This is a genomic window from Nocardioides proteolyticus (assembly GCF_051280635.3).
Lineage (GTDB): Bacteria > Actinomycetota > Actinomycetes > Propionibacteriales > Nocardioidaceae > Nocardioides.
Genome location: NZ_JBNBPO030000004.1, coordinates 49,200 through 72,059, shown reverse-complemented (window position 1 = coordinate 72,059; position 22,860 = coordinate 49,200). Strand labels below are relative to the sequence as shown.

Annotated in this window: 20 protein-coding genes; 8 read left to right on the top strand and 12 right to left on the bottom strand. The window is 69.8% G+C overall.

Features of this window, described 5'->3' with window-relative positions:
- Positions 1-11 precede the first annotated feature (11 nt).
- The 9 genes from ACPOLA_RS03665 to ACPOLA_RS03625 form a co-directional block, all read right to left on the bottom strand.
- Entirely contained in the window at positions 12-1,229 is a 1,218-nt protein-coding gene (locus tag ACPOLA_RS03665; RefSeq protein ID WP_435769034.1) for a cytochrome P450, read from the bottom strand.
- Positions 1,230-1,257: 28 nt separating this feature from the next.
- Positions 1,258-1,467, bottom strand: a complete 210-nt coding sequence (locus ACPOLA_RS03660; RefSeq protein WP_435769033.1) for a ferredoxin — start codon at positions 1,465-1,467, stop codon at positions 1,258-1,260.
- 4 nt (positions 1,468-1,471) lie between these two features.
- Complete coding sequence (locus ACPOLA_RS03655) at positions 1,472-2,971, bottom strand: aldehyde dehydrogenase family protein (RefSeq protein ID WP_435769032.1); 1,500 nt, start codon at positions 2,969-2,971, stop codon at positions 1,472-1,474.
- A 165-nt stretch (positions 2,972-3,136) separates the two neighbouring features.
- Positions 3,137-4,021, bottom strand: coding sequence for a hypothetical protein (locus tag ACPOLA_RS03650; protein ID WP_435769031.1), 885 nt, complete (start codon positions 4,019-4,021; stop codon positions 3,137-3,139).
- Entirely contained in the window at positions 4,018-5,208 is a 1,191-nt protein-coding gene (locus ACPOLA_RS03645) for an aromatic ring-hydroxylating oxygenase subunit alpha (protein WP_435769030.1), read from the bottom strand. Before ACPOLA_RS03645 ends, ACPOLA_RS03650 begins: the two co-directional genes overlap by 4 nt.
- Before the next feature lie 74 nt (positions 5,209-5,282).
- A complete protein-coding gene (locus ACPOLA_RS03640; protein ID WP_435769029.1) occupies positions 5,283-6,512 on the bottom strand; it encodes an NAD(P)/FAD-dependent oxidoreductase in 1,230 nt (409 codons plus the stop codon).
- A complete protein-coding gene (locus ACPOLA_RS03635) occupies positions 6,512-7,327 on the bottom strand; it encodes a crotonase/enoyl-CoA hydratase family protein (protein WP_435769028.1) in 816 nt (271 codons plus the stop codon). The genes ACPOLA_RS03640 and ACPOLA_RS03635 overlap by 1 nt, the downstream gene beginning before the upstream one ends.
- A 1-nt stretch (position 7,328) precedes the next feature.
- Positions 7,329-8,846, bottom strand: coding sequence for a class I adenylate-forming enzyme family protein (locus ACPOLA_RS03630; RefSeq protein WP_435769027.1), 1,518 nt, complete (start codon positions 8,844-8,846; stop codon positions 7,329-7,331).
- 171 nt (positions 8,847-9,017) lie between these two features.
- Positions 9,018-9,962: a PDR/VanB family oxidoreductase gene (locus ACPOLA_RS03625; RefSeq protein ID WP_435769026.1), complete on the bottom strand. Its 945-nt coding sequence runs from the start codon at positions 9,960-9,962 to the stop codon at positions 9,018-9,020.
- Positions 9,963-10,066: 104 nt separating this feature from the next.
- Here ACPOLA_RS03625 and ACPOLA_RS03620 point away from each other — a divergent pair, with 104 nt between their 5' ends.
- Positions 10,067-10,828, top strand: coding sequence for an SDR family NAD(P)-dependent oxidoreductase (locus tag ACPOLA_RS03620; RefSeq protein ID WP_435769025.1), 762 nt, complete (start codon positions 10,067-10,069; stop codon positions 10,826-10,828).
- Here the strand turns inward: ACPOLA_RS03620 and ACPOLA_RS03615 are convergent.
- Complete coding sequence (locus ACPOLA_RS03615; protein ID WP_435769024.1) at positions 10,822-11,757, bottom strand: enoyl-CoA hydratase-related protein; 936 nt, start codon at positions 11,755-11,757, stop codon at positions 10,822-10,824. The genes ACPOLA_RS03620 and ACPOLA_RS03615 overlap by 7 nt on opposite strands.
- Before the next feature lie 75 nt (positions 11,758-11,832).
- On the opposite strand from ACPOLA_RS03615, the gene ACPOLA_RS03610 reads away from it, so the two are divergent.
- The 5 genes from ACPOLA_RS03610 to ACPOLA_RS03590 all read left to right on the top strand — a co-directional run bounded on the left by ACPOLA_RS03610 (position 11,833) and on the right by ACPOLA_RS03590 (position 18,525).
- Positions 11,833-14,166, top strand: coding sequence for a CaiB/BaiF CoA-transferase family protein (locus ACPOLA_RS03610; protein ID WP_435769023.1), 2,334 nt, complete (start codon positions 11,833-11,835; stop codon positions 14,164-14,166).
- Positions 14,163-14,633, top strand: coding sequence for a MaoC/PaaZ C-terminal domain-containing protein (locus tag ACPOLA_RS03605; RefSeq protein WP_435769022.1), 471 nt, complete (start codon positions 14,163-14,165; stop codon positions 14,631-14,633). The genes ACPOLA_RS03610 and ACPOLA_RS03605 overlap by 4 nt, the downstream gene beginning before the upstream one ends.
- Positions 14,634-14,699: 66 nt before the next feature.
- The gene (locus tag ACPOLA_RS03600; RefSeq protein ID WP_435769021.1) at positions 14,700-16,895 is read left to right on the top strand and encodes a molybdopterin-containing oxidoreductase family protein; all 2,196 of its coding nucleotides are present in this window, start codon (positions 14,700-14,702) and stop codon (positions 16,893-16,895) included.
- Between the two features lie 8 nt (positions 16,896-16,903).
- Complete coding sequence (locus tag ACPOLA_RS03595) at positions 16,904-17,176, top strand: 4Fe-4S dicluster domain-containing protein (RefSeq protein WP_435769020.1); 273 nt, start codon at positions 16,904-16,906, stop codon at positions 17,174-17,176.
- The gene (locus tag ACPOLA_RS03590) at positions 17,173-18,525 is read left to right on the top strand and encodes an FAD-dependent oxidoreductase (RefSeq protein WP_435769019.1); all 1,353 of its coding nucleotides are present in this window, start codon (positions 17,173-17,175) and stop codon (positions 18,523-18,525) included. The genes ACPOLA_RS03595 and ACPOLA_RS03590 overlap by 4 nt, the downstream gene beginning before the upstream one ends.
- Before the next feature lie 60 nt (positions 18,526-18,585).
- On the opposite strand, the gene ACPOLA_RS03585 is transcribed toward ACPOLA_RS03590, so the two are convergent.
- On the bottom strand, positions 18,586-19,740 hold the full coding sequence (locus tag ACPOLA_RS03585; protein ID WP_435769018.1) for a lytic transglycosylase domain-containing protein: 1,155 nt from the start codon (positions 19,738-19,740) through the stop codon (positions 18,586-18,588).
- A gap of 242 nt (positions 19,741-19,982) precedes the next feature.
- Here ACPOLA_RS03585 and ACPOLA_RS03580 point away from each other — a divergent pair, with 242 nt between their 5' ends.
- The gene (locus ACPOLA_RS03580) at positions 19,983-20,117 is read left to right on the top strand and encodes a hypothetical protein (protein WP_435769017.1); all 135 of its coding nucleotides are present in this window, start codon (positions 19,983-19,985) and stop codon (positions 20,115-20,117) included.
- Positions 20,118-20,163: 46 nt separating this feature from the next.
- Here ACPOLA_RS03580 and ACPOLA_RS03575 read toward each other — a convergent pair whose 3' ends face one another.
- A complete protein-coding gene (locus tag ACPOLA_RS03575) occupies positions 20,164-20,382 on the bottom strand; it encodes a hypothetical protein (RefSeq protein ID WP_435769016.1) in 219 nt (72 codons plus the stop codon).
- A gap of 1,869 nt (positions 20,383-22,251) precedes the next feature.
- Here ACPOLA_RS03575 and ACPOLA_RS03570 point away from each other — a divergent pair.
- Positions 22,252-22,581 (top strand): helix-turn-helix transcriptional regulator, encoded by a 330-nt coding sequence (locus ACPOLA_RS03570; protein ID WP_435769015.1) that lies wholly within the window; start codon positions 22,252-22,254, stop codon positions 22,579-22,581.
- The last annotated feature ends 279 nt before the right edge of the window (positions 22,582-22,860 follow it).

Below are 22,860 nucleotides of genomic sequence, written 5' to 3'. Positions count from 1 at the left end.
TGGGTGGCAGGTCAGATCGACTCGCCGATGATGAGCGGAAGCGTGAGGACACCCTTGACCTGGCTGAGATGCCGGACCGGCGGGTTGTCAGGGTCGAGGCGGTACTCCGGGATGCGCCGATGCAGCTCCTCGAACGCGATCCGGAGCTCGAGGCGAGCGAGGTGTGATCCCACGCAGCGGTGGTTGCCGCCGCCGAAGGCGATGTGGGGATTGGGGTCCCGCGTGAGATCGACGGTGTCCGGGTCGGCGAACTGGTCCGGGTCGTGGTTGGCCGAGGCGAAGGGGATCAGGATCTTGTCGCCGGCACGCAGCTGAACTCCGTCGAGGACGTAGTCCTCCTTCACGACCCGAGCGGGGCAGACGGCCGACTCCCAGCGGAGCATCTCCTCCACCGCGGTGGGGACGAGCGAGAGGTCCTCGACCAGCTGCTTCCGGACCTCTGGGTGCTCCGCCATGTAGATCACGGTGTGGGCCAGCTGCCCCTGGACGGTGTGCAGGCCGCCGATGAGGAAGAGGAACAGGATGTTGAGCACCTCGAACTGGGTGAGATCGCGGTCCTCGAACTTGCCGTTGATCAGGATCTGGGTGATGTCGTCGGCGTCGCCGCCGTCGGCTCGCTCGTCGATCATCTCGGCGAAGTAGGCATAGACCTCCATCGCGGCCGCCGTCCGGACCTCGGTGGCCCGCTCTTCGTCGGCACCCGGCTCGCCGAGCACGATGGTGTCGGCCCAGTGGTTGAACTTCTCGGAGTCGTCGAGGTTCCAGCCCATCAGGGCCAGGAACACCTTGCTCGGCAGTGCCCGCGCGAAGGCGTCGATGAAGTCGACGCGGTCGTGCTCGAGCATCTCGTCGATCAGCTCGTTGGTGATCTCGCGGATGCGGGGCTCGAGGTCGGCCATCCGCTTGGGGGAGAACAGCGGGTTGATGAGCTTGCGGTAGATCTGGTGGTCCGGCGGATCCACCTCGATCGGGATCATCGGTCCGTCCTGGCCGATCGTGCCCGGCACGTTCACCGACTCGCTCGAGAACACCGTCGGGTTGCGCAGCACCTCGTGGATCGCGTCGTACTTCGTGGCGACCCAGTGGCCGCCGTAGCGGGGGCTGTGCGCGACCGGGCACTTCTCACGCATCTCGGCGTACACGTCGTACACCGTGTCGGCGATCTCGGGCGAGTGGATGTCGAAGTCGTAGCTGATCTCGGCGCTCTCGGCGTCCTTGAGCTCGGACATGGTCGATCCTTTCGATGGGTGCAGGCGACTACGCGGTCGCGACGACGGTGATGGCCCGCTCGGGGCAGTTGTTGACAGCGCGCTCGAGCTCAGCGAGCGCTCCCGCCGCAGACGCCTGTCCGATCACGACGGGGAACCCGTCGTCGTCGCTGTCGAACACATCGGGCGCGGTCATGTAGCAACGCCCGTGGCCCTTGCAGGCGTCGTGGTCGATGCTCGCGGTCTTGCTGTCGCTCATGACGTCACTCCCACTCGCTGCCGACGACGCCGTACGCACGGACGTCGAGGTTGGTGTCCAGAGCCGTGAACAAGCTCCTCGTGTTGGTGTAGGCGAAGAGACCGTCCCGGCCGTTCTCCTGACCCACGCCGCTCATGCCCTTGCCGGCGAGGGGCGTTCGCATCACGTCCGCCTGGGCGACGTCGTTGATCCAGGTGAGACCGCCGCGCACCCGCAGCGCGACCTCACGCGCCCGCACGAGGTCGGCTCCCCACACCGCAGCAGCCAGGCCGTAGGGCGTGTCGTTGGCGATTCGGATCGCGTCCTCCACGTCGGAGTAGCGGATGACCGACAGGACCGGACCGAAGATCTCCTCCGCCGCCGCGGGGTTGGAGTTGTCGATGTCGGCGATGACGGTCGGGCTGACGTAGTAGCCACCGTCGGGCACCCCTGCGGGGGGTTGGCCGCCGACGATGGCCCGGCCGCCCTGCTCGATCGAGGCGGCGACGATCTTCTCGATGCGGGTGCGGGCCGCGGCGGAGATGACCGGCCCGACGTCGGTCGTGAACTCGTTCGCGGGGCCCAGCTGCAGTGCGCCGGCCCGCTCGGCGAGAAGGTCGACGAACTCGTCGTACCGGGTGTCGGGAACCAGCATCCGGGTGGTGGCCACACACGCCTGGCCCGCGTGCATCATGCTGCTGAACACCGTCCCACGGACGGCCAGCTCGGCATCGGCGTCCGGCAGCACGATGGCCGGCGACTTGCCACCCAGCTCCAGGACGACCTCCTTGGCGGTCGCCGCGGCCGCGGCCATGATCCTGGTGCCGACGGCGGTGCTGCCGGTGAAGCTGATCATGTCGACGCCCGGGTGTGCCACCAGCGACTCCCCGGCGACCCGGTCGCCGTGGACGACGTTGAGCACACCCGGCGGAAGCTCCGCAGCGATCGCCGCGGCCGCGAGTGCGTCCGGACCGACCGGCGTCAGTGGCGAGGGCTTGAGCACGACGGTGTTGCCCGCCAGCAGTGCCGGCGCGACCTTCCACACGCACATGAACAACGGGAAGTTGTAGGGAGTGAAGGCGCCCACGACACCAACGGGCTCCCGGTGCAGCTCCCACTGCCCGAGGCCGGGGTTGGCCTGGAGCGGGAAGGACTCGGGTTCCTCGAGCAGGTGCGCCATCTCGGCGAAGTCGCGAAGGTGAGCCATCGGCGCACCGACCTGGAGCATGGGGCAGAACCGCGCCGTCGCTCCAGTGTCGGCGATCAGGTCGTCGACGAGGGTGTCGAATTTCTGCTCCAGAGCAGCCGCCAGGCGTCGCAGCGCATCGGCACGGTCCCGCACCGACCAGCGCGCCCAGGGGCCTTCGTCGAACGCCCGTCGCGCGGAGGTGACCGCCGCGTCGACGACCTCGGTGTCCGAGTCCGGAACGTGGCCGAAGACCTCGCCGGTCGACGGGTCGTCGACCGGGAGGACACCGGGGGCCTCGACCCAGCGTCCGTCGATGAAGTTGCTGAAAGTGCGCATGGAGCTCGTCCTCATTCCTGATCCAGATCGCAGGAAACCCCGGTCCTGTGGGGGTCGTGCGTCAGCGGGGAGGGGTGACCGCCGTCACTGCGAAACCTTATTGGATTAGATTTATGCCGTCAATGGCTTCGCGAGACCGCGATCACATTTCTTTGACGCTCCCGGTCAGAGGGAGAGTGCGTAGAGGTAGTCCGTCTGGTCGTGCTCGAACCCGAGCTCGCGCGTCACGCCCACGAAGTCGTCCTCCAGCGCGTCGACGAAGAGCTGAGCTGCCCGGGCACCGCGGTCCTGTACTTCCAGCAGCGCCTGGCCGAGGAGAGCTCGGAGAGCCTCCCGGGGAAGGCCTGGGTTCTCGACCGCGATGCTCGCCGCGCTCGTTGTCGCTCCCTCGGTAGCCACGCCCAGGCGCACAGCACCCTTGATCGAGTCGGCCGACAGCAGCTCGGAGGCCGAGTGCAGCACCGCCAGCTCGTACGGCGCCATCGCCTCCTCGTGACCGGGCACGAGGGACGGTGGCGGTCCGGCCGCCGGCTCGAGCCGCACGTCGGCGCGGTCGACCTCGTAAGGACGGGAACCACCGACCAGGCGCAGGGTCTTGAAGACGCCGTGCTCGACGCCGGCGCCGAAACGGCGTGCCATCCGGTCGGCTGCCGGATGGCCCCCGTGGGACCAGGTGCGCACTTCGCGGAGGCCTGGAACCGCCGACCACCCGCCGGGCTCGGCGAGCAGCTCCGCCATCAGGGTCGCGATCCCGTGCGAGCGGAACTCCGGCCGGACGACGAACTGGGCGTGACCGATCCCGTCGACCACGTCGAGCCGCAGGTAGGCGACCAGCGGAACATCCGGCAGGGCATCGAGGGAACTGCTCCCCCGCTGCCCGGCCGGGGCGATGGTGACGACGAGGTGGTGCAGCGAACCGGTGGCCGGATACGCCGGCCGTGCCGTGGAGAAGCCCGCTTCCGCGTCGTACTCGACGGCGGTGGCCAGCATCTCCTCAATGGCGGACTGCGCCGCCGCGTCCAGAGTGTCGGACCAGACCAGCTCGATCACGCCGGGTCCGCCTCCGCGAGCAGCCGGCCGAGGAGCCGACGGAACACCTGGTTGGCCACCTCGTTGCGGCCGAGCACCATAGGCGCCGCGTCCCGGCTCCGCATCCCCCACTGCGAGTCGCGCAGCACGGGGAAGTCCTCGTTGATGAGGACCGCCTCGAGGATCTGCCAGTTCTTGTCCCAGAGGTAGTCCCAGCGCTCCTGCGTCATTCCGGCGGCCTCGGCAGACGGCACGATGAGGCGCATCTCCATGATGCCCTTCTCGGGCGCCACCGGGTCCGGCCAGAAGGACAGCAGCTGGAAGTGGTCGGGCTGCTTGAGGAAGGTCGAGTTGGGCCCGATGAAGTGCGTCTCGGTGACGTCGTCGACGAGGCTGCGGTCACCCGGGTCCTCCTCGAGCCAGCGGTCGATGCTCTTGCGTGGCGCGATGAAGCGGCAATGCCGTTCGAAGTCCTCGAACACCATGATGTTCGTGTGGATGTACTTCGCAGCGGTGTTCGGGTGGGCGTACTGGATGTGGTACCCGTCGAGGAACGCGTCCTGGAGGATCTTCCAGTTGGCCTCCTCGTGGTACGCGCCGGCCTTGACGCAGTGCAGCTCGTCGAGCCCGTAGCCGGCGAGGATCCCGTCCATCTCCGGGCCGAGCCACGCAGCGACGTCGATCTCCGCGCCGGCCCGGTCGACCACCCAGATGAAGCCGTGCCGCTCCTCGCAGGGAAGCTCGACGAGGCCGGTCTGCTCGGGGTCGATGTCGCCGACGGTGTTGTCCCTGGTGATGGTCCGGAGCGAACCGTCGATGTCGTAGGACCACCGGTGGTAGGGGCAGGAGAAGAGCCGGCGCTTGCCACAGGCGTCCCCTTCGAGGAGGGCGCCGCGGTGACGACACAGGTTGACGAGCGCCTTCACGCCGCCGTCCTTCTGGCGCACGATGATGACGTTGTTGCGCGGTAGCCGCAGCGTCTTGAACTCGTACGGCTCGGCGATCTCCGACCCGTGCGCCACGATCGTCGGCACCTTGCCGAACACCAGGTCGCGCTCGCGCGCGGCCAGGTTCGGGTCGGTGAACTCGAATGCCTCGAACCTCTCGACCTTCTCGAACTGGTCGGTGGTGTCGTTGCGCAGGTGGTCCAGGGCTCGACGGATCCGGGCCTCCCGGTCGACCGCCGCATCAGGGGTGACGTGGTCCACAATCCTACCTCCTCATTAATCTAATGCTTTAAGATTACCCGGGAGACACGTGTGCGCAATGCCCGGACCGGGCTTCAGCGGGGAGCGGGCGTGTCCGGCGCCGGCTCGCGCAACATGTCCTGCCAGGACTGCCGCTTACGCACGGGGTTCCGCAGCTTCATCAGCGGGCCGGTGCGGTCGAGAGCGAACGCACCGACCAGATCACCGTCGTAGCGGTACTGCGCGAGGAACGGATCGGTCGCACCGCCGTCACCGAGCAGCTCGACCTCGTCGGCGGGCTCGCCGATCATCTGCAGCTTGTGGCCGTACCATTCCGACCAGAAGTAGGGCATGACCGCGCACGGTTCACGGTCCTCGGTGAGGGCGTTGCGAGCGACGAACGCTGCCTGCTCCGTGGTGGCCGTCCAGTGCTCGAGCCGGGAGGAGCGCCCGTTCCACGGGTTGACCCACCGGGCGACGTCGCCGACGGCGTAGACACCCGGCACCGTGCTCTCGAGGTACGGCGAACAGGCGACGCCGTCGCCGACCGCGACGCCCGAGCCGCGCAACCAGTCGGTCGCCGGATCGACGCCGATGCCCACGATGACCAGGTCGGCCGACAGGGCCGTGCCGTCGTTGAGCCGAACCTTCTCGACGTGACCGTTGCTGCCACTGACGGCACGGACTTTCGTGCGGAGAAGCAGGTCCACGTCGTACTGCCGATGAAGATAGGCGAGCCGCTCGGCGACCAGCGAGCCGACGGCCCCCACAAGCGGTAGCGGTGCGGCCTCGACGAGGGTCACCTCGGCGCCCCGCGCGCGGGCGCTCGAGGCGATCTCACCACCGATGAAGCCGGCACCGACGACCACGACCCGGAGCCCGGGCTGGAGGGCTGACCGCACCGCTCGCGCGTCCTCCAGCGACCGGATGGTTGTCACGCCGGCGAGGTCCGCCCCCGGGACTTCGAGCGGCCGGGGCTGGGCCCCGGTGGCGATGACCAGGCGGTCGTAGGCGACGTCGCCGCGGTCCGTTCTCACTCGCCGGTTGCGGGTGTCGAGCGACGCCGCGGTCGTCCCGGTCATCAGCGTGATCCCCAGGGCGTCCGGATCGGAAAGGTGCTCGGTGGGCTCGGGCTCGTCGGCGACGGTGAGAAACTCCTTGGTCAGCGGCGGCCGGTCATACGGCGGGTGCGGCTCGTCGCCGACGATCGTGATCGATCCCTCGAAGCCCAGCCGACGGGCTTCCTCGGCGACGCGCACGGCACCCAGCGAACCCCCGACCACGACGAGGCGATCGACGCCGGGAACCAGGTTCTCCTCAGCCATCAGCGGCCCTTCCACTCGGGTGCGCGCTTCTCGGCGAAGGCGCGGGTGCCCTCGCGGAAGTCCTCCGAACGCATCACCCGGCCTGCAGCGCGGTTGTTGACCTGCCAGACCTCGTCGTCCCAGTCGGAGCCGAGCGCAGCGGTCTCGTGCATGACGCGCTTGGTCTCGCGGACCGAAAGGGGCGCGTTGCCAGCGATCCGCTCGGCCAGCTCGACGGCGAGCTCGAGGGTCGTTCCCGCCGGGGCCACGCGGTTGACCAGCCCCCACTCCCGGGCCTGCTCGGCCGTGATCGGGTCGCCCGTCAGCGCCAGCTCGAGGGCGAGCTTGAACGGAACCTGGCGCTGAGCGCGGATGACACCGCCGGCCGCGGCCAGCAGACCGCGCTTGACCTCCGGCAGGCCGAGCTTCGCCTCGGCGTCGATCACAGCCAGGTCGGAGGCCAGCACGATCTCGGTGCCGCCGCCGAGCGCGAACCCGTTCACGGCAGCGATCGTCGGGATGGACACGAAGTGCCGCACATAGCCGGCGAAACCCCACTCGGGATGACCCGCCGCCATGATGTCCTCGCCCTGGGCAAGGGCCTTGAGATCGGCGCCCGCGCAGAACGCGCGTCCCTCCCCCGTGACGACGAGGACGCGGATCCCCTCGTCGGTCTCGGCCTCCTCGAGCGCCTCGCCGAGGCCGGTGGAGACGGCCCCGTTGACGGCGTTCATGGCGTCAGGACGGCGGATCGTGGCGACTCCGACGTGCCCGTGGCGCTCCAGGGTGACCGTCGCGGTCCCGGGCGCCGCGGGAGCGGACGCGGCATCGGCCATCTCAGCGGACCTTGGTGAACCGGCTGGTGAGGTCGGCGTATTCCTCGCGGATCTCGGTCTTGCTGATCTTCCCGTTGGGAAGCCGCGGCAGCGGGTCCTCGCGGAGGACGACGTACCGCGGCACCTTGAAGTCGGCGAGGACCTTGCTCGCCTCCTCGACGACGGCCGCTTCGGTGAGACCTTCCTCAGCCTGGATGATGGCTGCCGGCGTCTCACCGAACTTCTCGTCCTGCGCTGCGATCACGGCCACCTCGACCACACCGTCGATGGCCACCAGCGTCTGCTCGAGCTCGACCGGCGAGACGTTGATGCCGCCGGAGATGATGAGGTCCTTGAGCCGGTCGACGAACCGGATCCGGCCATCGGCGTCGGTCGCGCCGAGGTCACCGCTGTGCAGCCAGCCGTCACGGAAGACCTCTGCGTTGACCTCGGGCGAGTTCCAGTAGCCGGGCGTCACACCCGGGCCCTTGATGACAAGCTCCCCGGGCTCGTCGGCAGGCGCGTCGCTGCCGTCCTCGCGGACCACCTTCACCTCGGTGAAGATGCCGCCGGTGCCGCAGCTGCCCGGGTGCTCGCGGAACTCCGAGACCAGCGTCGCGGTCGCGATGCCGCCGGCCTCGGTCATGCCGTAGATCTGGCGGAGCGCCACGTCCTTGGCGGCGTAGGCCTCCAGCAGGGCCGTCGGAACGGCCGCACCGCCGACGACGGCGGTCTTGAGCGAGGAGAGGTCGGCGGTGGCGAACTCCGGCGCTGCCGCCAGCGCTTGGTAGACCAGCGGGACACCGAAGATCGCCTCGACCTGGTGCTCCTCGATCAGCTGGACCGCACGAGACGGCACGATGTCCTTCTCGATCACGATCTTGCCGCCGAGCACGGTGGTCATCAGCAGCCCCCAGACGAGGCCGGGCGTGAACGCGAGGGGAAGCAGCAGGATCGAGGTCGAGCCGCGATGGAAGCCCTCCTCGACCAGGCTCGCCTCGAAGACGATGTTGAGCAGGGTGCGGTTGGTGAGGACGACGCCCTTGCTGCGTCCGGTCGAGCCGCTGGTGAAGATGATCGAGATCGGGTCGTCCTCGCCACGCTCGATGCCGTACGTCGACGGCGCGCCGTCGCGCAGTGCGTCGATCGCGCTGAAGGTGACGACATTGGCCGGCTCGCCCAGGGCGCTCGCCTCCTCGACCGTGCCCTTGAACGGGTCGTCGGCGATGACCGCGACCGCACCGGAGTCGTCGAGCACCTTGCGGAGCTCGGCCGGCTTGAAGCGCGGATTCAGCGGCACGAGGACCGCACCGGCCTTGATCGCGCCGAGCGCAGCGGCGGGCCACGGCAGGCTGTTGGGGGCCATCAGGCCGACCCGGTCACCGGGCTGGACTCCCTCGGCACGCAGGTGCTCGGCGATGCGGCTCGACCAGCCGCCCAGCTCACCGTAGGTCAGGGTGTCGCCGTCGAGGACGATGGCGGTGTCGTCGGACCTGGTCTTGGCCCACCACGCCAGGGCGGAGGTGACAGTGGCGCTCATGAGGTGCTCCTTGAAGTTTGTGCGCTGGCATCGGGCTTCTCCGCGGCGACAACCCGCGGCGCGGACCCCGAGATCCGGAAACCTATCGACAATAGATAACTGGAATCATGACCAGTGACCCGCGTCACTGTCAATGGCTGGAGTCGATCTGCGGCGAAAGTCAGAGCGGACTCAGATGTCGAGGACGAGCGGTCCCGAGCGGCAGCGACCCACGCAGATCATCATGCAGTCGTTCGCGTCGCGCTCCTCGGCCGTCAGGATCGAGTCCCGGTGGTCGGGCACACCGCCGAGGACGCCGGTCTCGCACGTCCCACAGGTGCCCTCGCGGCAGGAGAAGTCGACCTCGACACCGGCTTCGGCCAGAGCGTCGATGATGCTTACGCCCTCCTCGACCGTCACCCGCGCACCCGTCGAGGCGACCTCCACCTCGAAGGCATCGCCACTGCTGTCGATGGGTCCCTTCGGCGAAAAGCGCTCGAGGTGGAGCCGCTCACCGTCGCGACCCGTCATGACCTCCTCGAGCGCGACGAGGAGCGGCTCGGGCCCACAGGCATAGACGGCACGGCCGGGCACCGGTTCACCGAGGATCGCGGGCAGGTCGAGTAAGCCGGTCTCGTCCTGCGGCAACACGTCCACCCGCTCGCCGTACTCCTTCAGCTCGTCGAGGAAGGCCATCGAGTCGCGCGATCGCCCCCCGTAGGCGAGGTGCCAGTCGGCGCCGGCCTTCTCGGCCGCCCGGATCATCGGCAGGATCGGCGTGATGCCGATGCCGCCGGCGATGAACAGGTAGGCCCCGGCGCTCTCGAAGGCGAAGTGGTTGCGCGGGCCGGTCACCGTGACCTCGTCGCCAACCTCGACGTTCGCGTGGATCCAGCGCGAACCGCCTCGGCCGTCGGGAACGTCGAGGACGGCGATCCGCCATCGGGATGGGTCCGCGGGGTCGCCACAGAGGCTGTACTGCCGCTCCCGGCCGCCGTCGGGCTCGACGTCGACGTGGGCACCGGGCTGCCAGGCCGGCAGCTCGCAGTCGAGGCGCTCGAGACTGAGCGCGACGACTCCCTGTGCGCAGTCGCGTCGCTCGGCGACCCGCGCCCTGAAGGTCGGCACGTGCGCCATCGCCCATCACCTGATCTCGGTCGTTGTACGTTGACGCAACGAGAGTATCTAATGTGATTAGTTTTGTGAAAGCCCCGTAAACCGATCCCGGCCAGGAGGTCACCGTGAGCACCATCGACTTGTTCCGACTCGACGGGCGCACCGTCGTCATCACCGGCGCCAGCAGCGGCCTCGGCGCCGGGTTCGCCCGAGCACTGGGCAGCGCCGGTGCCGACGTCGTGCTGGCGGCACGCCGCGCCGAACGGCTCGCCGAGCTCGCAGAGCAGCTGCGCGTCGACGGGGTCCGCGTCGCCACGGTCACCGCCGACGTGTCCGACCCTGAGGACTGCACGCGGGTCGCCGAGACCGCGATCGAGGCTTTCGGCCGGATCGACGGTCTCGTCAACAACGCCGGCTTGGGCTCGGCCGTCTCCTCGCTCAAGGAGACCCCGGAAGGCTTCCGTCGCCTGATCGACGTCAACCTCAACGGGGTGTTCTGGATGGCGCAGGCCGCCGCAGCCCGCATGGAGCACGGCGGGTCGATCGTAAACGTGTCCAGCGTCCTCGGTCTGGTCGCCCCGCGCTTCCCCCAGGCTGCCTACGCCGCCAGCAAGGCCGGCGTCATCGGCCTCACCCGCAACCTGGCCGGAGAGTGGAGCGCCCGTCGCGGAGTTCGGGTCAACGCGTTGTGCCCCGGCTACTTCGACTCCGAGATGACCGCCGGCGAGGGCGACACGCTCCGCGCCATGGTGGGCGAGCAAAGCATGATGGGCCGCTTCGGTCGGCAGGAGGAGCTGGACGGCGCGATGCTGTTCCTCGTCAGCCCCGCCTCGTCGTACGTCACCGGCACGACGCTCGCCGTCGACGGTGGCCTCACGTCCTACTGACCGCCCGACGGGACAGCCAGCGGCTCGGGCCACCGCGGCCCGTACGCCGGGTAGTCCCGGGGGACCCGCATCGGGAACGAGGGGGAGCGCTTCTCGAGGAAGGCGGCGACGCCCTCCCTCACGTCCTCCTGTGCCGGCAGGGAGTAGACACCCCTGGACTCCAGCGCGTGGGCCTCCCAGGGCGACGACGCGCCGAGCATGCTCCACAGCAGCTGGCGGGACATCGCGACGGCGACGGTCGAGGTGTTGGCCGCGATCTCATGGGCGATGCCCTGCGCGGTCGCCAGCACCTCGTCGTCGGCGACGACGCGGGCGACCAGCCCGGACGCGACCAGCTCTGGCGCCTCCAGCAGCCTCCCGGTCAGAACCCATTCGGTCGCGCGCGCCATGCCGACCAGGCGCGGGAGGAACCAGCTGGAGGCGGACTCTGCGACCATTCCGCGGCGGGGGAAGAGGAAGCCCAGGCGGGTCGACTCCCCGACGACGCGGATGTCCGCTGGCAGGACCATCGACGCTCCCCCGCCGACGGCGGCGCCGGTGATGGCGACCACGAGCGGCTTGAGCATCGACGCCAGGCGCAGGGTTACCACGCCGCCCGCGTCGCGCGGGACCCCGGCAATGAGGCCGAACCGCTCCTGGAAGGCACGGTGGCGCGGGTGCGGCTCGCGGCCCTCTGCGTGAAACCCCTCGGCGAGGTCGGCGCCGACGCAGAAGTTCCGGCCGCGCCCGGCGAGGACGACGACCGCCACCTCGTCGTCGGACTCGGCGCGGTCGACGGCATCGACGAGCTCCGTGCACAGCTGGAGCGTCATCGCGTTGCCCTGAGCGGGCCGGTCGAGGGAGATCGTCGCGATTCGCTCGGCGACCTCGTAGCGAACGACCCGGTCGTCAGTGCCCGACGGGCTCGGGGAGGAAACGGACGAAGTCATGGCTTTCTCCTCTTGAGGTTCAAGGCCTAAACCGTACATCATTAGATTAATCTGCGTGACCGAGAGGACTCCACGATGAGCTCGTTCCCCTTGCTGCTGGACGGCCTCCGGGTCATCGACGCCGGAGACGCCGTGGGGCAGGTCGCCGCGCGTTACCTGGCCGATCTCGGCGCGGAGACGATCCTGCTCGAGCCCACCGGAGGGTCCCCCCTGCGCGGCGAGGAGCCGGTCCACGACGGACACTCCCTGCCGTTCGCGGTGCGCAACGCGAACAAGATCTCGGTCCAGGTCGACGCCGACTCGCCGGAGGGCCGCGAGCAGGTCCGCAGCCTGCTCACGGGCGCCGACATCGCCTTCCTCACCGTCGAGGTCGCCGAAGCGGTCGACCTCGCAGTCGTGACCCAGGCGGCCCCTCACCTGGTCGTCGTCGTGTCCTCTCCTTTCGGGTCGGACGGTCCACGAGCCGGCTGGCAGGCGACCGACCGGACGCTGCTCGCGCTGAGCGGCGCGATGTCCCGCAGCGGCCGGCCCGGCGACGTACCCCTGCTGCCGCCGGACGGCATCGCCTCGGCCACCGCCGCGGCGCAGGCGGCGTGGACCGCCCTCACCGCCTACGTCGCGGGGCGGGCCGGCGGCGAGGGACAGGTCATCGACCTCGCCCACCACGAGGCGGTGGTCACCGGCCTCGATCCCGCGTTCGGAGTCCAGGGCTCGGCGGCCGCCGGCCGCTCGGGCAGCTTCCGCCGGGGGCGGCCGCCGGCCAACTCCTACCCGATCTACCCGTGCGCCGACGGCTTCGTACGCCTCTGCCTGCTCGCCAAGCGGCAGTGGCGCGGCATGTTCGGCTGGCTCGGCGAGCCCGAGGAGTTCGCCGACCCGAAGTTCGACTCCATCGCCGCCCGCGTCGAGGCCGGCGACCGCCTCGACGAGCTCATCGTCGCGTTGTTCGCCGACCAGCGCGGCGCCGACCTCGTCGAGGAGGCGGCCCGCAGGGGCGTGCCCCTGGCGCAGGTGCTCACCCTCGGCGAGGCCACGGCGTCCGACCACTTCCTCCGTTCGGGCGCCGTCGCCGACACCGACATCGCCCCCGGCGTGACGGCGCGGGTTCCGGTAGGCAGCATCCAGGTCGACGGCGTCCGCCTCGGCTGGCGCACTCCCGCACCCGGAGCCGGATCGGGCGAGGCGACGCACCGGGTGGTCGACGTCGCGTGTCAGACGAAGGCCCGCAGTCCGCGTGCCCCTTACGCCGGCCTGCGCGTCCTCGACCTCGGCGTCATCGTTTTCGGCGCGGAGGTCGGCCGCGCCTTCGCCGACCTCGGCGCCGACGTGATCAAGGTCGAGAGCCTGGCGTTTCCCGACGGCCTCCGACAGACGCGGGGAGGGGAGGCGATGAACGCGTCCTTCGCTTGGGGCAACCGCAACAAGCGCAGCCTCGGTCTCGACCTCCGGTCGCCGGAAGGCAAGGACCTCTTCCTCCAGCTGGCGGACCAGAGCGACGTCGTCCTGTCGAACTTCAAGCCCGGCACCCTCGACTCCCTCGGCATCGGGTACGACGTCCTGGCGGCCCGCAACGCCGGCATCGTCGTGCTCGAGAGCGCCGCCTTCAGCTCCAACGGCCCGTGGGCGCGCCGACTGGGCTACGGCCCGCTGGTGCGGGCATCGGTCGGGGTGACCAGCCTCTGGAAGTACGACGCCGACGATACCGAGTCCTGGGACGGCGTCACCATCTATCCGGACCACGTCGCCGCCAAGGTCGGGGCCCTTGCCGTGGCCGCGGCGCTCGTGGACCGCGCGCGGAGCGGCCGCGGGCACCGGGTCGAGGTCGCCCAGTCCGACGTCGTGCTCCACCAGCTAGCCGCCCTCGCCGTCCAGGAGTCGCTGGTCCCGGGGACCGCCCGGGCGGTCGGCAACCGCGGGCGCGCGCTCTTCGGGGGGATCTTCCCTTGTGCCGGCGACGACGAGTGGGTCGTGCTTGATGCCCGCGACCCGGCGGAGGTCGCGGCCCTGGAGGCGCTCGTCGCAAGCGCCGCGGGAGACGACGAAGAGGTGCTCGCCAAGGCCGTTGCCGCATGGACCGAGCAACGGAAACCCGCGGAGGCCGCGGAGGTGCTGCAGTCCGCGGGCCTCCCCGCCGCGCCGATGCTCCGGCTCCCGGAGCTGCTCGAGGACGCCCAGCTCACCCACCGCGGCACCTACCGCTCGCTGGTCCACCCCCTCATCCCGGATCCGCTGCCGAGCGAGAACACGGCGTCGCCGTACGCCGACCTCACCGAGTCCGACCCAACGCCCGCGCCCCTTCCCGGGCAGCACACGCGAGTCATCGCGACCGAGGTGCTCGGGCTCGACGACGCCACGATCGACCGGCTTCTCGCCCGCGGCGTCCTCCACGAGGGTGGCACCACTTCATGACCACCCTGCATGCGGAAGACCTCGCCGTCGGGGATGTCCACGACCTCGGTACCACGAGCGCCACGGAGGCCGAGATCATCGCCTTCGCCGAGCGCTTCGACCCGCTGCCGATCCACGTCGACCGGGAGGCTGCGGCCACGGGACCCTTCGGCGGCATCATCGGGAGCGCTGCCCACACCCTCGCGCTCTACTCGAGCCTGGCGTCGCGGGTGTTCATGCCGCGTCTCGCCCTGGTCGCCGGCAAGGGGATCGAGCGGATGCGGCTGCCGCACCCGCTCCGGCCCGACGTGATGCACACCGCCAGCATCGAGGTCCTCGAGGTCGTGCCGCGCTACCGGGACGGGGCGACCGCGACCGATCGCGCCGACCTCCGGTGCCGTGGAGGGCTCACGGACGCAGAGGGCCGGGTCGTGCTCGCCCTCGAGGCCCTTCAGGTCATCCGATACCGGTTCCCCCGAACTCGTTGACGACGACCCCGGGATGTGATTCCGTTCACCTAATGCTGTTAGTTTCGCCACCCGTTCGGGAGCCTCATGAGCGACGTCGTCCACACCTACTGCCGAATCTGCCTCGCTAACTGCGGGATCGAGGTGGAGGTGGATCGGTCAACCAACACCGTGCTCGAGATCCGGCCCGACCGTCAGAACCCCTACACCTGGCGCGACTTCTGCCGGAAGGGGAAGACGGCACACCAGGTCGTCGAGCACCCGAGGCGGATCACGACGCCGATGCGCCGTGTCGGCGACCGGTACGTCGAGGCGACGTATGAGGAGGCGATCACCGACATTGCCTCGCGCCTCAACAGGATCATCGAGGCGCACGGGGCGGACGCGGTCGGCAGCTATCACGGCAACCCGATGGGGTTTTCGTTCGCCACCACGTCGTTCTGGACCGGGCTGCTGGACGCGATCGGCACCGGCAACCGCTTCTGGGTGGGATCGATCGACCAGAACAGCGCCCACGTTGTCGCCGAGGAGATGTACGGCACGGAGCTGGTCGCGCTGGTGCCTGACCTCGACGACTGCGACTGCTTCCTGCTCGTCGGTATGGACCCGGCCCACAGCCGCTTCAACTGGCTCGAGAACAACCCGAACGGCTGGAACCGTGTGCTCGCGCGCCAGGCGGGTGGCGCCGACGTGATCGTGGTCGATCCTCGCCGGTCCGACACCGCTGCGCGGGCCGACACCCACGTGCCGGTCATCCCCGGCCAGGACTGGGCGCTGCTCCTCGGCCTGGTGAAGGTCATCCTCGACAACGGCTGGGAGAAGCCGTCCAGCAACCTGCCGATGACGGGTCTCGCCGAGATCCGACAGCTCGCGGCCACGGCCGACCTGGCCGACCTCGCCGACCGGTGCGGCGTCCCGACCGAGGTGATCACCGACGTAGCCCGGCGCTTCGCCTCCGCTCGTACGGCCATGTGCATCACCCACACCGGCGTCGGCCACAACACGCACGGCACGATCGGCGAGTGGCTCGGCCAGGTGCTGAACCTGATCACCGACCGGGCGGACCAGCCAGGGGGCAGGCGGTACGAGCGCGGCTACGTGAACATGGACATGATCATGAAGATGTTCGCGCCCGGCGCCGAGCACCTCACCCGGCTGCGCCGGACCCCACCGATCGTCGGCTTCCACTCGCTGGCCGAGCTCCCTGACGAGATCACGACTCCCGGTGAGGGTCAGATCCGGGGACTCTTCGTCGCCTTCGGCAACCCGGTGGTGTCGGGCCCCGACGGTGCCGCCCTGGACGCAGCGCTCCAGCAGCTCGACCTGCTGGTGGCGATCGACCTCGTGCAGCGCGAGAGCCACCGGCACGCCGACTGGCTGATCCCGGGGACCCACTGGCTCGAGCGCGAGGAGCTCAGCCCCCTGCTAGGTGGCCTGCAGGAGCGGCCGTACGCGCACTACGCCCAGCGTGCGATCGAGAAGCCCGAAGGCGTCATGGAGGAGTGGGAGTTCTTCACCGAGCTCGCGCTCGCCATGGGCCGCAACTTGTTCGGCAAGCCCGGCGTCAACCGGTTCGTCCGGGCGAGCCGACGCCTGGCGAGGCTGACCGGCCGTCCGGGGCTCGCGATGAACCCGGAGTGGATCCAGCGTCTGATGGTGCGGACCGGCGGCCGCATCAAGTGGAAGGACGTCCGCAACAGCCCCCACGGCCTGCTGTACGACGAACCGCGCTTCGGTGACCTTGCAGGCGCCCTCGCCACCCCGGACAAGAAGGTGCGTCTGGCACCTGAGGCCTTCGTGGGCGCCGCCCGCGCGGCTTTGGCACAACCGCCCAGCACCGACTCGACGTACCCGCTGCTCATGATCAACAAGCGGGTCCGCGAAGCCATGAACTCCTGGCTCAACGAGTCCGAAGGCCTCTTCCAGGCCGACCGGGAGAACGTGGTCGAGCTCCACCCCGACGACGCGTCGTCAGCGGGAGTTCAGGAGGGCGACCTCGTCCGTCTCGTCTCGGAGGTCGGCGCGGTCGAGCTCCGGGCCCGCATCAGTGACGCGATGCGGCCCGGGGTCGTGTGCGTCCCCCACGGCTGGGGCGGGCGGGTCTTCGATCCCCGCACCGGGGAGGCCGAAGCTGCCCTGGGCGCCAATCGCAACCTCCTGGTCGACAACCGCCGGCTCGATCCCTTCTCGCAGGTCCCGATCTTCAACTCCACCGCTGTCCGGCTCGAGCAGGTGCCCGTCGCCGGCACCCGCTCCCAGCTCGACGTCGCCGCCACGCGCTGAGGAGAGCCATGAGCTACGTCATCACCCAGTCCTGCTGCAACGACGCGGTGTGCGTCACCGTCTGCCCCGTCGACGCGATCCATCCGCGGCCGGACGAGCCGGACTTCCGAACCGCCGAGATGCTCTACATCGACCACGGCTCCTGCATCGACTGCAACGCGTGCGCAGAGGCGTGCCCTGTCGACGCCATCGTTCCCCGGAGCCGGCTGAGCTCCAGCCAGGCGCCCTATGCCGACCTCAACGACGGCTACTTCGCGCACCTGCAGGGAGTGACCTCGTGACGGCGCGGCTCCGCGTCGCCGTGGTGGGAGCGGGTCCCGCCGGCGCCTACGCCGTCTCCCGCCTCCTGGCTGCGGCATCGGTCGAGGTCGAGGTGTTCGACCGCCTCCCCACGCCGGGCGGCCTGGTCCGCGCCGGCGTAGCGCCCGACCATGCCCACACCAAGCAGGTCGAGCGCACGTTCCAATGGTGGCTCTCCCAGCCCGGCGTCCGGCTCCATCTCGGCGTCGACATCGGGAGGGACGTCACAGCCGAGGACCTGGCGGCGCATCACCACGCGGTGATCTACACGACCGGTGCCAGCAGCGCGCGGACGCTCGGCCTGCCGGGTGAGGAGCTCGCCGGGTGCCACACCGCGACCGACCTCGTGGGCTGGTACAACGGGCATCCCGATCACGCCGGTCGCCACTTCCCGTTCGACACGCAGCGCGCTGTCGTCATCGGCAACGGCAACGTCGCTCTCGACGTCGCGCGGGTGCTGACCCTCGGCGCGACCCAGCTACGAACGACGGACATCGCCGACCACGCGCTCGAGGCGCTGGCCACCAGCTCGATCGAGGAGGTCGTCGTACTCGGTCGACGTGGTCCCGCGGAGGCGGCGTTCACCACGCCTGAGCTGCTGGGCCTCTCGCAGATCGAGGGCGTCGACGTGGAAGTGAGCACGCCTGCACCGCTGGAGTCGTACACCCTTCCGCCGGGCCTCTCCCCTGCTGCGTCCTACGCCGCCGCACGCAAGCTCGAGCTGATGCGGACGATTGCCGGCCGGCCCGCTCGCGGCTCCCGCCGGATCGTGCTGCGCTTCCTCGCCTCGCCCCTCGCACTCGAGGGCGACGGCCGCGTCGAGCGCCTGCGCATCGTGAAGAACGAGCCGACCGCGGACGGCGGCACCCGGTCGACGGGTGAGGAACAAATCATCCCGACCGGCCTGGTCCTCCAGTCCGTGGGCTACCGGGGCCGGCCTGTCGACGGCCTGCCGTTCGACGCCGAGTCCGGCCGGATCCCACACCAGCGGGGTCGGGTCGTCGACGAGCGGGGCCCCGTCCCGGGCCTGTACGTCGCCGGCTGGATCAAGCGGGGGGCCTCCGGTGTCATCGGCACCAACAAGGCCTGCGCAGAGGAGACCGTCCGGGCACTGCTCGACGACGCGACTGCGGGCACGCTTCCGACGACGGTCGGCTCGGCAACCGACCTCGACGACCTGCTCGCGAGGCGCGCGTCCGGACGGATCGACCTGAACGGCTGGCGGGCGATCGACCGGGATGAGCGGACGCGCGGCCTCGCGCAGGACCGACCCCGGGTCAAGGTCTGCAGCATCGACGGCCTCCGGACCCTCGCGGCGACAGGGGGCTGAGGGGCCCGCAACGACTCCGCGTCGTGAGCCGGGTTCGGGCGACAGGAGCTTGCGGGCCCTTCAGCCGGCCGGCGGCTCAGTCGCCGTCAGCTTCTCGATGCAGCCCTGGAAGGCGGCGGGCCTCAGCAGACGGCTCAACCCGCTGATTGAACAAGTCAACGCTGCCTGGGCCCGAGTGAGCATCTCCACCGCCGGCTTCGCCGGCGCGTCGGGCGCCGAGGGCTTCGGGGCGCCGGGCGCCTGAGGCTCGCTCGGTGCCGGCGACGGCTCGGGCGCCTGCTCCGGCTTGCGTACGGGGGGCGGCGCAGCCTCGGACTTCTCGCGGTCGCCCACCGCAGCCTGACGTTCCCCGGACGCGGGGCCGCCGCCCTTCGCTTCGCCTGCGCCACCGGGAACGGTGTAGCCCAGTGCGACAGGGGCCGGGAGGTCGCCCGCCGCATACGCCTCCATGACCGTCAGCACGGTGTCGACGTACGCGTCGGAGTGGTTATAGCGAAGCAGCGCTCGGCGGACGTCCGAGGCGACAGCGAGGTCCACGTCGCCGGAGCAGAGGTAGACGGCGGTGGCGAGCGCCGCGTCGTCGACGTCCTGGGGATTGCGAGCACCATCACCGTCGGCATCCACTCCCACGACGCTCCAGGTCGTCGGAATGAACTGCAGGGGGCCGATGGCACGGTCGAAGCTCTTGTCGCCGTCATACCTCCCGGCGTCGGTGTCGGAGATGCGGGCCGTGCCCTTGGTCCCGTCGAGGCGAACTCCCACGATCGCCGGCTTGGCGACCCCGTCGTCGTCGAGCACGCTGCCGCCTGCACGACCATGGTTGGACTCGACGCGCCCGATGGCCGCGACGAGGGGCCACTTGAGATGGCAGTACGCGTCTGCGGCACCGATAACGACCGCGGCTCGCTGGTACGCCGCCAGCGCAGCCGCCGGGATGTGGACGCCGGAAGCCGGTACGACAGCAGGCGAGCGGCGCGACGGCGCCGGCGCACCCACCCGGGCCACGCTCGCAGGGGGCGCCACCTCGGCGCCGGGCACTGTGACGTGCTGAGCCGGCGGTGTCGCCTGCAACGGGGCGGGGCGACGTTCGACGGCACTCGGCTGGCCGCCGACACCGGCGACACTCGCCGTCCAGGCTGCCGACAGCAGCACCACAGGCATGATCACCGCGCAACGGCGCACAACCGCTGCCGTCGTGTCCTGCTTCGGATTCATGGTCGGCCCTCCGGTTCGCGGGACTGTGACTGCAGTCACAGGGGAATACGGAGAGCCTAATTGCATTAGTTTCGCGAGATCAAGGTCAAGAATCTATTGACATTAGATTCAGACGCGGTGTGATGTACCTAACAACGTTAGTTTGACCGCTGGCCGCCCGGCTTAGGGACCGGGGACCGACGGCCAGACGCGGACACCAATCGGTGCTCGGCGTCGAGCACCCGGACTCAAGGAGGCCAGCGATGACCTGGCACACCTCGACGACGACCCGCGACGGCCTCGTCGTCCTCATTGAGCGCATTCGCCACCAGGGCGGCACCGTCGCCAGCTGCCAACAGTGCTCCGCGGGAATCCTGGTTACCTGGTTCACCCTCTGACGGGCTCCCGCAGGGCGCGCCCTCGCGACGCTGGTCCTCGAGCCGCTCATGAAGACGGCTCGGCGCTCGCCAGGATCTGCTCGACGAGCTCCTCGCCGCCCGTGAGGGACGCGGGCCACTCCGCCCGGATGCGGAAGTGGTGGTCGTTGAGGGCGCCGGTGATCATCAGGAGGCGGTGATGCTCGGTGCTCCCCTCGATCACCCACACCTCCGTCCCGTCGACGACCCGGTTCCCGGTGTGCTCAGCGGATGGGGAGAGACCCATCGACAACTCGTTCTCGAGCTCGTGTCGCCCGACCTCGTCGGTGGTGCGCCCCGGCCAGGCGATCTCGCCGCGCCTCGATGCTAAGAGGCCTTCCGGCACAGGGTGGGACGACACCGCGAGCTCGCCGTCGGGGTCGATGTCCTACCCCGGCTCCTCTGGCACCCGGAAGCTGAAGGTGTGGTCGAGGCGGTTCTCGGGGCCGGCAACAGGCGACCCGCATCACCCCTCGGCGCGGTCGCGGACCCGCTGTCGGCAGGGGAGACCGAGGGTCTGCTCGAGGCGGTCGTCGATGACTCCGCACCGCCGGGCTCGTCGTCCGGGTCGGAGCTACATCCCGCCACGAGGAGGACCAGTGGGGCCAGAGCGCCCACGACGACCCGACCACATGGTGCCATCCTTCGTACGACGCTGGCGCGTCACAGTATCGGGCTCACCCCGACCGAGGGGGTAGATGCGGTCTGAACCCCCGTCCTGCGGCTCGTCGGCGGAGGCCGGCACGCGTCACAACGCCGCCACCGGCGGAGCGGTCATCGACCCCACCCGCGGCTACCAGGCCCTCGGCAGACCACTCGGACCCACGCCCTGGAAATGACAACAAACCGGACTGTCCTAAGTTTCGGCCTGTCCGGGATCTCCTAAGAAGACGCACTGCGCGCCTGCAGGTGTCTGGGTTCATGACATAGGCGACACGTGAGCCGAGACGTGGGTGACAGCCATGGCTCACGTCGAGAAGCCCGGGTCGCCCCTTGGGTCACCGCTACTGCGGCCAAGTACGGCTACTCCCAAACAGCACCTGCATCGCCTCCTAGCCCGCTACCGCGAAAGCGGCTTGGGACGCCGTTGAGCCAAGGTCCCGACGTCCGCACCAACTCCCGCGCCCTGAGCGAAGAACCGCGGGCACTCATCGTCGAGCTCCGACTCCAACTGATCCGCGAGGGACTTCGACGCCGGCCCGGTCACCACGGGCTGGTACCTGACCCAATGCGGACACGGCTCCCTCTACCGCCACAATCCGCCGATTCCTGCACGCCGCGAAGTTGACCGATCCCAAGCCGCGCAACGCCCCCAGGTCCTCCTGCAGCCGCTTCAGAGCCGACTAGTCCAACGAGCGCTGGCAGTCCCCCGCCACCCGCTGGCGTGACCTTCGGACGGCACCAAAGGCGGGCTCGTCAAGTGCTCGACGACCGCTCCCGCTGCCTCATCCGCAGCACCGTCCACGCACCCGTCGCCTCCACCAGACCGGGGGTTCACTACCTGCTCGCCGTCCCCGCCCGCAACTCACTGGCGAGTCGAGCAGCCCGTCGACCCCTCGCGCACGGTCACCGTCTCGCCGCGCCGCTCGACGGCCTCGCCTCGGGGACAGGCCCTCATGCTCGGTCAACTCCCGCACACGCCGCACCAGCGCGCTTATCCGTCTCAGCCACCCGCCCCGTCGCGCTCACCGATCGAGACCATGACCCGCTCGGCCATGTCGATCACCCGGCGCTCCCGGTCCCCGTGTGGCAAGAAACTCTCGAACCCGACGACCTTGACCCCGTCCACCCAGCCAGACCCGACAGAACCAGCCAGCCCGACCTGACGGGCCGAGCCGCCACCGACACCCCTCAGCGTCCCCCCGATCTCTCGCGACCGATGAAGTGCCACACACCTCTTGCATCGCGGGCGGAGTTTCGTTCGGCGTAATCCCTGAGCCGGGTCGCCGTCCTGCGTCCCCCTGGCGATCTGTGGCGTCGACCAGGCCACCTCAGGTCCCCGTGATTACCCACCCCGGGGCGAATCGTCTCTGCCGCAGTGATCGCTCGCGGCTCGTCTCTGCACATAGGTGACTGACCGGAACCCTCCGGCACCGATCCGAGGAGACCAGCAGACATGAGCCGTGACGAGAACCGACCGGACCAGCCAGGATTGTGGGACGAGAACGTCGAGCAGAACCCCGCTCGCCAAAGCTGTCGACGTCAACAACCCTCGCCCCAGACGACTCCGGACACCGCGCCGCCACCGCCTCCGAGGGCGCCGGTCGAGGCCGACCGACTGTGGACCGTGAACGAGGTTGCGGCGTTCCTCGGCGTGCCGAAGAAGACCATCTACGCCTGGCGCACCACCGGCAAGGGACCGAAGGGGTTCCGGGTCGGCAAACACCTGCGCTGGCATCCGCGCACCGTCTTCGAGTGGTCACTGAAACTGGAGCGCGAGCAGTGATCACGAACTGCCCGCGCTGCGGCAAGCCGTTCGCCGTCCCCACCCAACCTAAGCCCGGTCGCAAACGACGGTGGTGCAGCCAGGCCTGCCGACGCCTCGCCTCAGAAGAACGGCGCGCTGCCGAGGGCGGCCGAAACGCGACCACCTTTATCAGAGAAACGACCAGCCTCGACGAGCACGTGCGCGCGGTACTCGACTCCCCCAGCGCCTGCAGACGCATCCTTCGAGAGCTCGCCGATCGCGACAACCGACAGGAGCTGACGGATGCGAAGTGGAGCA